Consider the following 12,129-nt stretch of genomic DNA (forward strand, 5'->3'; position numbering starts at 1 on the left):
CGCTTAGCGACCCCGGGACCCAGCGGCGCCGGACGTCCGCGGAGCGGGCGGGAGGCGATGGTTCAGCCTGGCGCGTGCGTGGCAGGTTCGCGCTCCCGCGCGCCGCTGGGTCCCGGCCTTCGCCGGGATGACGAAAGCTATGGAGGGCCGAAGCCACCACCGCCCGGTGTTTCGATGACGAAGATGTCACCGACGCCCATCGAAACCTCAGCGGTCGCCCCCAGGGATTCGGCCGTTCCATCGACCCGTTCAACCCGGTTGTTCCCGACCGCCCCGTCCTCGCCGCCGGACAGGCCGAACGGTGCCGTGCGTCGGTGGTTGGACAGTATGGCCGCGGTCAGCGTTTCCAGGAACCGAACCCGCCGGACCGCACCATCACCGCCCCGTTTGGCACCGTCGCCGCCTGAACCGCGCCGGATTGAGAATTCCTCGAGCAGCACAGGGAAGCGGGTCTCAAGAACCTCGGGGTCGGTCAGGCGGCTGTTGGTCATGTGGGTCTGCACCGCCGCGGTACCGTCGAAGCCAGGCCCGGCACCCGAGCCCCCGGCGATGGTTTCGTAGTACTGCCGGGTCTCGTCGCCGAAGGTGAAGTTATTCATCGTCCCCTGGCTGGCTGCGAGCACGCCGAGGGCCCCGTAGAGACAGTCGACCACGGCCTGGCTGGTCTCGACGTTTCCGGCCACTACGGCTGCCGGATAGTGGGGATTGAGCATCGAGCCCTCCGGCACGATCAGCCGGATCGGTTTCAGACAGCCTTCGTTCAACGGGATGGCGTCGTCCACAAGGGTGCGGAAGACGTAGAGGGTCGCCGCCCGCGCGATTGATAGCGGGGCGTTGAAGTTATTGGGCAGTTGGGCACTTGTGCCGGTGAAGTCGACTACGGCGCTGCGGGTGGTCGGGTCCACGTCGATCCGCACCCGAATGACGGCACCGTCGTCCATTTCCAGCGCGAACGATCCGGGCTTCAGGGCTGCAATGGCCCGACGCACGGCCTCCTCGGCATTGTTCTGGACGTGGCTCATATAGGCGGTGACCACGGGCCGACCGAATTCGGAGACCATGCGTGTCAATTCGTCAGTGCCACGTGCGCAGGACGCGATCTGGGCCTTCAGGTCCGCCAGGTTCTGATCGACATTGCGCGAGGGATAGCGACCCGAGGCGAACAGGGTTCGGGCCTCCGCATCGCGAAGATGCCCCGCGTCGACCAGCAGAAAATCGTCAATCAGGACACCTTCCTCTTCGACCGTTCGGGAAGCGGGCGGCATCGAGCCCGGGGTGATCCCGCCGACGTCGGCGTGGTGACCGCGTGCGGCGACGAAGAAGGCGGGGACGTCGTCTGCATCAAGGAACACCGGCATGATCACGGTGATGTCCGGCAGATGGGTGCCGCCGTTGTAGGGGGCGTTCAGCATATAGACGTCGCCGCGCCGCATGCCTCGCCCTTCGGTACCGCGCCCGCGCGAGGCGATGACCGTACGGATGCTCTCACCCATCGAACCGAGGTGGACGGGGATATGAGGGGCGTTGGCGATCAGGGCACCGGTTGCGTCGAAGACGGCGCAGGAGAAGTCGAGCCGTTCCTTGATGTTGACCGAATAGGCCGTGGCTCGCAGCGCCTCACCCATCTGTTCGGCGCAAGCCATGAACCGGCTGTTGAACACCTCCAGCATGATCGGATCGACGTCCGTTCCCATGGCCGTGCGGGCGGGCAGGGGAACGGTGCGCTCAAGGATCAGGTTCAGCGCCGCGTCGGCGGAGGCGCGCCAGCCAGGTTCGACCACGGTGGTACCGGTGTCTTCCAGAACAAGAGCCGGCCCGTCGACGGCTGCCCCAGGACCGAAATCGCTGCGGCGATAGACCGGGGCCTCATGGGCGGTACCCGCCATACGCACCGGGACGCGGGTGATGGCCGTCGGGACCAGGGCTGTGGCGCTGCCTGTGAAGGTCGACGGAGCCTGGCCGGAGACGGCGACTGCCTCGGCCTCGAGGGTTTCGACGAGAAGGGCCTTGTCGTCCGCGAAGAAGCCGAACCGTAGCCGGTGCAGGGCCTCGAAGGCGGTCCGCATCGCGTCGGCAGGTCCGAAAGGAACGACCAGCGGGGTGTCGGACCCGGCGAATTTGATCTCTGCCCGGACCAGGGTGGTGAGCGCCGCATCGGTGAAGCCCTGGGCGGTCAGATCGCCGCGGGCCTGACGGTCGAGCGCCGAGACCCGCGCGGCCAGCGCCGCGTCTCCGGCGGCCTCGAGGGGTGCGGCCACCGTCGCCTGCCGGATCGACCGCACTTCGGCCAGCCCCATGCCATAGGCTGACAGCACGCCCGCGAACGGATGGAGCATCACTCGCGTCATGCCCAGGGCATCTGCGACCAGGCAGGCGTGCTGGCCTCCTGCGCCGCCGAAGCAGTTGAGAACGTAGCGGGTGACGTCATAGCCGCGCTGGATCGAGACCGACTTGATCGCCTCGGCCATGTTCTGGACGGCGATGGTGATGAAGCCTTCGGCGAGGGTTTCCGGGGTTGCGGCGCGGCCCGTGGCGAGGCGGACCTCGTTGGCCAGAGCCTCGAAGCCCGTGTTTACGGCTTCCGCGTCAAGCGGCTGATCGCCGTTTGGCCCGAACACTGCCGGAAACCGATCAGGCCGCAACTTGCCCAGCATGACGTTGCAGTCGGTGACTGTCAGCGGCCCGCCCCTGCGATAGGCAGCTGGTCCTGGGACGGCCCCGGCAGACTCCGGCCCGACCCTCAGCCGCGAGCCATCGAAGCGGCAGATGGAACCACCGCCCGCCGCCACCGTGTGGATGCCCAGCATGGGCGCGCGTAGCCGAACTCCCGCCACCACGGCATCGGAGGTTCGCTCATAGTCGCCGGCAAAATGGGAGACGTCCGTCGAGGTGCCGCCCATGTCGAAACCGATGACGCGATCGAAGCCCGCCGCCTGTGCCGTCCCGGCCATGCCTACCACGCCGCCTGCGGGTCCCGAGAGGATGGCGTCCTTGCCCCGGAAGGCCTCAGCCGCGGTCAATCCTCCGCTTGACTGCATGAACAGCAAGGGTGTCGCTGAACCAAGGTCGGAGCCAACCCGATCGACATAGGCTCTCAGGATTGGTGAGAGGTAGGCGTCTGCCACCGTGGTGTCGCCGCGCCCGATCAGCTTGATCAGTGCCCCGATCTCATGGCTGACCGAGATCTGTTCAAAGCCGATCTCGCGGGCGATGGCCGCCAGCCGCCGCTCGTGGTCGGTGAACCGCCATCCGTGCACCAGGACGATGGCGACGGCCCGGAAGCCGGCCGCGCGCGCTGCCAACAAATCAGCCCGCGCCCGGTCTTCGTTCAGAGGCCGATCGAGACCGCCGTCGGCTCGTACGCGCTCGTCGATCTCGACGACCCGGTCAGAGAGTTGATCGTTCAGCACGATCTGGCGGGCGAACAGGTCAGGGCGGCTCTGCCAGCCAATGCGCAGGGCATCGCCGAAACCGCGGGTGATCGCGAGCACGACGGGCTCCCCCTTGCGCTCCAGAAGGGCATTTGTGGCCACGGTCGTGCCCATGCGGATTTCGGCGACGAGGCCGTCGGGCAGGGGGCCGCTCCCGGCACCGAGAATCCGCCGCACCCCCTCCACAGCCGCGTCGTCATACTGTTCCGGATTGTCGGAGAGGAGTTTGCGGGTCTGCAGCGATCCGTCCGGCGCGCGGGCGACGATGTCCGTGAAGGTGCCTCCCCGATCGATCCAGAAGCGCCAGCCCGTTGCCGCTCCGGTCTGCTCTGCGCTCATGAGGGGGCTCCGACTCGATCCAACGATCCAGCTTATCGCAGACTTCGCCGCATCTGTTCGGTTAGAGACCTGTCGCAAGTCCGCGCCGGTTGCTAGATCGACCGGACCAAGACGAGGACGCGCCATGACCGAGACGATCGAACTGAACCACTGGATCAACGGCGAGATGGTCGCGGCCGAGCGCCCGGGGGAGAGCCTCAATCCGTCGGACATCCGCGAGGTCGTTGCCCGCACGCCGGACGGTGGCGAGGCCGAGGTCAATGCGGCAGTGGCGTCGGCCAAGGCGGCTTTTCCCGGCTGGTCGGAGGCCTCGCCGGAACTGCGCGCTGACATTCTCGACCGCGCCGGAACCCTGGTGATGGAACGGCGCGAGGCCCTGGGTCGGTTGTTGTCCCGCGAAGAGGGCAAGACCCTCGCGGAAGGCATTGGCGAGACGGTCCGGGCCGGTCGCGTGCTCAAGTATTTCGCGGGCGAGGCCCTCCGTGTGCATGGTCAGAACCTGGCCTCTGTTCGGCCCGGCGTCGAAATCCAGACCTATCGTCAGGCGGTCGGGGTCTATGGCCTGATCACACCCTGGAATTTTCCGATCGCCATCCCGGCGTGGAAGGCTGCCCCGGCGCTGGCCTTCGGCAATACGGTGGTGATGAAGCCCGCGGGACCCACCCCCGCCACCGCCGAGGCGCTGGTCGCCATCCTGCATGAGGCGGGTCTGCCAAAGGGTGTGCTCAACATGGTCATCGGGCGTGGTCGGGTCGGGCAGGCGATCGTGGACCATCCGGATGTGGCGGGACTCAGCTTCACCGGTTCGCAGGGCGTCGGTGCCGGCGTTGCCGCAGGCGCGGTGAAGCGTCAGGCGCGGGTCCAGCTGGAGATGGGTGGAAAGAATCCCCTGATCGTGCTGGATGACGCTGATCTCGAACGGGCTGTGCAGATCGCCCTCGACGGTTCCTTCTTCGCCACCGGCCAGCGATGCACGGCCTCCAGCCGTCTGATCGTGCAAGAGGGTATTCATGACCGCTTCGTCGCAGCCCTGGCCGAACGGGTGGCGGCCCTGCGCGTGGGCGATGCCCTCGACCCGCAGACCCAGATGGGTCCGGCCGTGTCCGAGGATCAGATGGAGACCTCCTACCGCTATATCGCCGTGGCCCGCGAAGAGGGCGGTCGGGTGGTCACAGGCGGCGAGCGGTTGCAGATGGAAAAGCCCGGCTGGTACGTCCAACCGACTCTGATCGCCGATACCGAGGCCGGGATGCGGATCAACCATGAGGAGGTCTTCGGGCCGGTCGCCTCAGTTATCCGCGTCAAGGATTATGAGCAGGCGCTGGAGATTGCCAACGGCGTGGAGTTCGGCCTCTCTGCCGGCATAGTCACCAGCTCGCTGAAACACGCTCGTGATTTCCAGCGCCGCGCGAAGGCGGGGATGACCATGGTCAATCTGCCGACCGCCGGGGTCGACTATCACGTCCCGTTCGGTGGCTCGAAATCATCCAGTTACGGCGCGCGGGAGCAGGGGTTCGCGGCGGTTGAGTTCTTTACCCAGACCAAGACCAGCTATTCCGCCAGCTGATGCCCGCGAGACCCGATCGGCAACACAGAGCCTGAGATTACAGGGCAAAGAGCTTTCGCGGTTCTGGATGAAGCCGCTATCCTCGCACACCTGAAACCAGACGGACGTCTGAAAACCCGTGGCGGATTACGCCCGCGTGCCTGTTTCGAGGGTTGCGATCGTGTCGAGCAAGGCTTGCATCAGCAGCCCCACCTGAATCGGCTTGGCGACCACGCCCGAGAAGCCCGCGTTCTCGTATTCAGGGAGCTGATGGGTCATGGTGTTCGCTGTGAGGGCGATGATTGGCGTTGAGCGACGCTGGGTCAGCGCCTCCTGTTTCCGAATGAGCCGGGTGGCCTCCACCCCGCTCATGACCGGCATCTGGATGTCCATCAGAATGACGTCCCAAGGCTTGCTGGCCCAGGCATCCACGGCCTCGCGACCGTTCATGACGACGGTGAGCGTCACGCCGAACTGTTCGAGAATTTTTCGCAGCACCAGCTGGTTGACCTCATTGTCCTCAGCCGCGAGCACACGCAGGGTACTCAGCGAGACAGGCTCTGGCGGAGCGTCTTCCCCATGATCGATCTCGGCTTCCCGGTCGTTCACCCGGGCAATTGCAAGTCTGACGGTGAAACGGGAGCCTTCGCCCCGGCGGCTTTCCACCGAGATTGTCCCACCCATCAGAGCGGCAAGATCACGGGCGATTGACAGACCAAGGCCTGTGCCACCGAAGCCCCGGTTTATGGAGGTGTCCGCTTGTCTGAACTCGCCGAAGATTTCGGAAAACTTGTCCGGATCGATACCGATGCCGGTATCGGCGACCGCGATCTCCAGGCCGCCCTCAATGCAATGCGCACTGACCTCAACGCTTCCGGATTCCGTGAATTTGATCGCGTTCGAAAGAAGGTTGGTGACGATTTGCCGAATTCGGGTCGAGTCGCCGATGTAGCGGCCACGGATCGCCTCGATGTCGAGGCGCATGGACAGCCCCTTGTTGCCGGCGAGGCTGACAAAGGCAGAGTGGGCACCGCTCAGCAGCTCGTACATGTCGAAGGGGATCGCCTCGAGGGCCATCTTTCCTGCTTCGATGCGAGACAGGTCCAGCAGGTCGTTCAGGATGGAGAGCAGGCCCTCACCGGACTGCCGCACGATATCCAGTCTGGAAAGTGTCTGCTCGTCCGAGGTCTCACGGATCATGACCTGGGTCATGCCGAGGATACCGTTCAGTGGCGTGCGGATCTCGTGACTCATCACCGACAGGAATGCCGACTTGGCACGGCTCGCAGCCATCGCCGCGTCCCGGGCGGTTCTGAGATTTTCAATCGTTTCCTGCAGCTCGGCATTCAGGGTTTTCTGCAGGCTGATGGCGGTGCTGATGGCCAGGGACTGATCGGCCAAGGAAAAATCATCGACGGTCAAGCCGAGCTCGCTCCAGGTCGCGGCCCGACCCGGTGAATGGCTCAGGCAGAACAGAAAGCCGAAATTCTGTTCGACAACGCAGCCGGACAGGTGGAGCCGCCCATCGATGGACCGGATCTGGATCGAAGTCTGGTCGCGGACCAGGGCGACCGGGTCCGGGGTTGCGACCGGGCGGTCGAAAATGAACCACTTGTCCAGGCGATCTCCCGGAAGCAGGTCGGGCAGGAATTTGGTGATTGACCGGCCGACGCGCTGAATAACGAGCGCCTGGTTCGTGACCAGATAGCAGGGAAAGAAGTTTTCGAACTGCCCGCCGGTCAGACCTACATCCATGGCTATGCAGCCAGCGGCGGGGCAAGCGTAATGGTGAACAGTCGGGCCTCACCGTCAGTGCCGGAAAAAGCGACTGACCCGGGCTGATTGTATCGGTTCAAGAGGCCTTCCAGCAGGCCGAGGACGAAGCTCTCCAGCCCATCACGCTTGGAGTAATAGGCGAGCTTGATGGCTTGCTCATCCTGGGACACGATCACGAACTGCGGGAGCTGGGCGTCCGGCATCGCGATCTGGATGCTGGCATGCATCCGGTCGAGATTTGTCAGGGCGTCCACAAGGGACCCGCCGAGAATCGCCATAACATTGGCGTAGACGCCCGTATTACTGGTCTTGACCCAGTGATGACCGAAAGCCTGCAGCGTCTGTTCGACCGTAAGGCCGGCCGTGGCTGCCGCCGACGTAATGAGCCTGAAGGTTACCTCGTCAGGATATGACTGGGCGCTGACAAAATCTCCATCATCCAGCCTGGCATCGGCGAGGATCTGATCCCAGGCTGCCGGCCCGAACTGCTCAAGCACCATGGCGCGGGCAGATCTGTGAATCATTCCAAACATCAGTTCGGCTCTCGTTTTGACCGCAGACGCTGCATGTCGTCGTGACCCTGTCGTTTTTGTTCGAGCCAACCGGCGATTCCAGAGGTCACATGGATCTGGAAACTGCCGATGGGGATATCAAGATGCGTCCGCGCCGAGACCCGAAGACCGGGGCACATTTGGAAAACCCAGAACCCTTGAGGTGGCTGATGCAGCCTATTGGAGGGTAAACTGGTAAATAAACGAAAAATCGTCTGTACTTACTGGCACCCGCGATGACGGATTGTCATGCAAATTCATCGCCGAATGTCGGGCGTGGGTGACGATCGATCTTGACTGATCCGACGTCCCGAACCTGAGCCGTCTGTCCTTGATCAGTGCGGCGAATGGCGGAGAGGGTGGGATTCGAACCCACGGTGCCCGCAAAGGCACGCCGCATTTCGAGTGCGGTACATTCGACCACTCTGCCACCTCTCCGCGGGGCCGTAGGACGCTTGGTCGAGCGAGCGGCCTCTCTAATGGGCGATGGGCTGCGCCGCAAGCGGGCTGTTGAGAAATCGCTCAGCGCTGCGACGGGAGGGGCAGGCCAAGGGCCTCGCCGGTGCTCAGGTCTCCGTCGATGACGCGGAACAGCTCTGCCGGGCGGCCGCCGGTTGCGGCTGACAGGCGGCCGGTGGGCTTGACCAGACCCGTGCGTTCGACGCCGCGCCGGAAATTCTGCTTGTGCAGCGAAAGGCCGGTGATCGCCTCCGCGGCGGTCTGAAGCTCGGAAAGTGTAAAGTCCGCCGGCATCAGGTCGAACAGGACCGGTCGGTATTTCAGCTTGCTGCGCAGCCGGCCGAGGCCCGTGGCCACGATGCGGCGGTGGTCCGAGACCATGGCGCGGCCCGGGGCAGTGCGGAGCGTCGGCTGGTCCTGATCGCGAGCGGCCTCGGCGACAAGACCGGCCTCGTAAAGCAGCTCGTAGCGGTCCAGCACCCGGCCCTCGCTCCAGCGATGTGCCGGGGTGGTGGCGAAGAGTGTCTCGATCCGGGCCAGACGGCGCGGGTCGCCGGCCGCCCAGGCGGTCAGCTCCGATACGAGCGGCGCGAGGCAGGGAGGATCGGCTTCGCGACGATCTTCCCAGGGGAAGATGTCCAGAACCGGAGTCCAGTGGGCCTCGGCCATTGGGGTGTCGGCGGAGTCGGCGGTCAGGGCGAGATAGCCGACCGACACCTCACGGTGACGTTCGGGGCCCGGGGTGGCGCGGGGGCTGGCCCGGCCCAGATCGCCGAAGGTGTAGAGCTGTTCGACAAAGCCGAGGCGGAAACCGGTCTGGGCGGTGACGAAATTTCGCAGCGCCAGTTCGAAGGTACGGTCGCGGGCCGGGTCGAAGGGGCCGAAGGGCAGGGCGACACCGCCGTCGTCTGCGGCTGTGGTCAGGACACAGGCCTTGCGGTCACGCAGGGTGATGACCACCGCCGAGAGGCCGATCCGCACGCCCTGTTCAGCCGACGCGCTCACCGGCTACTCCATCGACCCGGCGTCGGCCGCTGGAATCAGGCCGACGGCCCCGGCCAGGACGCGGTAGCGTTCGAGGTAGCGCTGCTGGGCCACGGGAGCGGGCAGGGGGTCGATGACAAGCTCGTAGCCGCGGGGCGGGATTCCGAACAGCGACAGGGACTCCGACCTGTTGAAGCCGGCCAGCTGGGTGGCTTCGAAGAAGGCGCAGGCCCGGTCGGCCTTCTTGATGAGGGTCTTGATCTCGACGGGGTTCTTCGGCGGCAGGCCGAAGCGAACGTGGATGGCCCCTTCCAGACGGGCCTCGAAGGCCTTGTAGTTGACGCCCAGCGCCGCCTTGAACGGCGAGATCATGTCCCCGATGACGTATTCGGAGGCGTCGTGGAGCAGGGCTGCGAGACGCCATTTCGGCTCGAGGCCCGGCTTGATGTGGGCGGCGATCTCCTCGACGACGCAGGAGTGCTGGGCGACCGAGAAGGCGTGTTCGCCCACGGTCTGGCCGTTCCAGCGGGCGACGCGGGCCAGGCCGTGGGCGATGTCCTCAATCTCGATGTCGAAGGGCGAGGGATCCAGCAGGTCGAGGCGGCGACCGGACAGCATACGCTGCCAGGCGCGGGGCTCTTTCGCAGAGGGTCGGGGCGTGACGGCCAAGGCAATGTCCTGCGCTATTGGGCAGGGTTGGTGACGCATCAGGACGCGGTGATCAAGCGGCGGCGGCGGTTATTCCCCGGCGTTGAGCGCGACCAGGGCCCGCGCGTCCTCGAAGGCGCGCTCACGATTGCTGTCACGGGAGCGGACGGTGGCGACGACCAGCGGCCCGCCGACCGGGCCGCGGGCCTCATAGCCGACCACGCGCCAGCCCGATTCGGAGGACCGGTTGTCGGTCATGATCCAGCTGGTCCGGGTGGCTTCGCCGCCGGCACGGGCGCGGATTTCGGCGGCGTCATCCCGGGCGTTGATGATCACGTCCTCTCCATTGGGGCCGGACCCGCTGACCCGGGCCGAGCCGTCGCTATCGTCAGCGTCGATGTGGAAGCCGCCGATGCTGACGCTGGCCTTGTCGCCCTGGGTCTCGATACGAACGCCGGGCAGTCGGACCGAGGCGTCCTCGCCGGTCGTCTCGATGGCGACCCCGGGGGCCCGGACCGAGGTCCGGTCGGCCGTGGCTGCCCCCTCGGCTGCAACCTCGCCGGTGTCTTCGGCGGGCCCTGTGGTATCGGCCGGGGGCGCGGCGGCGTCAGCCTCGACGGCCGCCGCGCCGATCGCGGCCATGGCGCGGGGCATGTCGCCCGACAGCCGCTCTTCGAACGCCTTGAGCACATCGGCGGGGGTGTCGGCGTCCAGCTTTACGAGATGAAGGCTGACCTCGGCACCCCTGGGGCCGACGTAGGAGCAGACCGTGCCCCCGGCGGAGGCCGAACCCTTGCGGGTCAGGGCGCCGATCGTCTGGGGGCATTGCAGCGTATCGACGACCTTCAGCACGCCCCTGTCGTCGGTGACCGTGTTGCGGGTCGAGGAAATACGCACACCATCATCGCAGGCGGCGAGCGTGGCCGCGGCGCAGAGGGTCGGGATCAGCAAGGTGCGGAGGAGCATCGATGTTCAGTCCTGACAGGGTTCCATCCTGCGCCCACCGGAGTCATTTGCCAGTGAAATCGCGGTAAGGCGGGTGACGAAACCTGTTCCTTGGTGTGTTCGGGCGGTCAGGATCCGGGTCGCGAACCTTCGCGGCGATGCAGGAAGGCCAGCCGTTCGAACAGGTGGACGTCCTGCTCATTCTTCAGCAGGGCGCCGTGCAGGGGCGGGATCAACCGGTTGGGCGATTTCTCGCGCAGGGTCTCGGGATCCACGTCGTCGACCAGCAGCAGCTTGAGCCAGTCCAGCAGCTCCGAGGTCGAGGGCTTCTTCTTCAGGCCCGGTGTGTCGCGGATCTCATAGAAGGTCTTGAGCGCCTCGGAGACCAGCCGCGGCTTGATGCCGGGGAAATGGACCTCGACGATGGACTTCATCGTCTGGTCGTCGGGGAAGCGGATGTAATGGAAGAAGCAACGGCGCAGGAAGGCGTCCGGCAGCTCTTTTTCATTGTTGGAGGTGATGATGACGATGGGTCGCACCTCGGCGCGGATCGTCTCGTCCGTCTCATGGACATAGAATTCCATGCGGTCGAGTTCCTGCAGCAGGTCGTTGGGGAATTCGATGTCTGCCTTGTCGATCTCGTCGATCAGCAGGACGGGGCGGTTCGGGGCGGTGAAGGCCTCCCAGAGCTTGCCGGGCTTGAGATAGTTGCGAACGTCGTGGACCCGGGCCTCGCCGAGCTGGCTGTCGCGCAGGCGCGAGACCGCGTCGTACTCATACAGGCCGTTGTGGGCCTTGGTCGTCGACTTGATGTGCCAGGTGATCAGCGGCGCGTTCATCGCCTTCGCGATCTCATAGGCGAGCACGGTCTTGCCGGTGCCGGGCTCGCCCTTGATCAGCAGGGGGCGTTCAAGCGCGACCGCTGCATTGACGGCGATCTTCAGATCGTCGGTGGCGATATAGTCGGCAGTGCCTTCGAAGCGGTCGGTCTGGCTGGGCATGGCGGTTCCGGATTGTGGTCAGACCCCGGTTAGCGAAGCCGGCGCGGGTTAACAACGATCATGTGGTGGGAGGGGGGGTGGCTGGTGGCTAGTGGTTAGTGGTTAGTGGCTAGTGGCTGGCTGGCGCCGGGGGCGAGGGGGTCGCCTGCGCCGCCCTTCCGCCGACAGATGAGCGGCAATCGCTGACCACTGGCCACTAGCCACTGGCCACTAGCCACTAGCCACTCGCCACTCGCCACTCGCCACCAGCCACCAGCCACCAGCCACCAGTCACCTTCCATCCATGCGTCTTCGCCCTCCGGCATCGCTGCCGGAAAGGTCGGGGAGGGTGCGGGGCGGCCGGGCCTCGCCCGGTGCTTTGATTGTTTTACCGTTTCGACGAAGCAGACCTGCCCCGCGCAGCCGTTTTCCACGCGCCCTCCGGGTAGTGGCCCTGAGTTCGGACCTGA

8 protein-coding genes and 1 tRNA gene are annotated in these 12,129 nt (G+C 65.6%); 1 reads left to right on the forward strand and 8 read right to left on the reverse strand.

Annotated elements, in window-relative coordinates:
• Nucleotides 1-137: 137 nt before the first annotated feature.
• The gene (locus Q0053_RS07265; RefSeq protein WP_298098037.1) at nt 138-3,770 is read right to left on the reverse strand and encodes a hydantoinase B/oxoprolinase family protein; all 3,633 of its coding nucleotides are present in this window, start codon (nt 3,768-3,770) and stop codon (nt 138-140) included.
• A gap of 124 nt (nt 3,771-3,894) precedes the next feature.
• Between Q0053_RS07265 and Q0053_RS07270 the strand changes: the two genes are divergently transcribed.
• Nucleotides 3,895-5,337: an aldehyde dehydrogenase family protein gene (locus Q0053_RS07270; protein ID WP_298098041.1), complete on the forward strand. Its 1,443-nt coding sequence runs from the start codon at nt 3,895-3,897 to the stop codon at nt 5,335-5,337.
• Nucleotides 5,338-5,463: 126 nt separating this feature from the next.
• On the opposite strand, the gene Q0053_RS07275 is transcribed toward Q0053_RS07270, so the two are convergent.
• The 7 genes from Q0053_RS07275 to Q0053_RS07305 all read right to left on the reverse strand — a co-directional run bounded on the left by Q0053_RS07275 (nt 5,464) and on the right by Q0053_RS07305 (nt 11,680).
• Nucleotides 5,464-7,071: an ATP-binding protein gene (locus Q0053_RS07275; RefSeq protein WP_298098044.1), complete on the reverse strand. Its 1,608-nt coding sequence runs from the start codon at nt 7,069-7,071 to the stop codon at nt 5,464-5,466.
• Between the two features lie 2 nt (nt 7,072-7,073).
• The gene (locus tag Q0053_RS07280; protein WP_298098046.1) at nt 7,074-7,625 is read right to left on the reverse strand and encodes a heme NO-binding domain-containing protein; all 552 of its coding nucleotides are present in this window, start codon (nt 7,623-7,625) and stop codon (nt 7,074-7,076) included.
• A gap of 366 nt (nt 7,626-7,991) precedes the next feature.
• A tRNA-Ser gene (locus Q0053_RS07285) sits at nt 7,992-8,081 on the reverse strand.
• 84 nt (nt 8,082-8,165) lie between these two features.
• Entirely contained in the window at nt 8,166-9,107 is a 942-nt protein-coding gene (locus tag Q0053_RS07290; protein WP_298098049.1) for an NAD regulator, read from the reverse strand.
• A 3-nt stretch (nt 9,108-9,110) separates the two neighbouring features.
• The gene (locus tag Q0053_RS07295; RefSeq protein ID WP_298098069.1) at nt 9,111-9,704 is read right to left on the reverse strand and encodes an HD family hydrolase; all 594 of its coding nucleotides are present in this window, start codon (nt 9,702-9,704) and stop codon (nt 9,111-9,113) included.
• A gap of 120 nt (nt 9,705-9,824) precedes the next feature.
• On the reverse strand, nt 9,825-10,700 hold the full coding sequence (locus Q0053_RS07300; RefSeq protein ID WP_298098052.1) for a methyltransferase type 11: 876 nt from the start codon (nt 10,698-10,700) through the stop codon (nt 9,825-9,827).
• 107 nt (nt 10,701-10,807) lie between these two features.
• Nucleotides 10,808-11,680 carry a MoxR family ATPase gene (locus Q0053_RS07305; protein WP_298098056.1) on the reverse strand — a complete coding sequence of 291 codons (873 nt, stop codon included), beginning with the start codon at nt 11,678-11,680 and terminating at the stop codon, nt 10,808-10,810.
• Nucleotides 11,681-12,129 lie beyond the last annotated feature (449 nt).

This window comes from Brevundimonas sp. (assembly GCF_027487935.1).
GTDB lineage: Bacteria > Pseudomonadota > Alphaproteobacteria > Caulobacterales > Caulobacteraceae > Brevundimonas.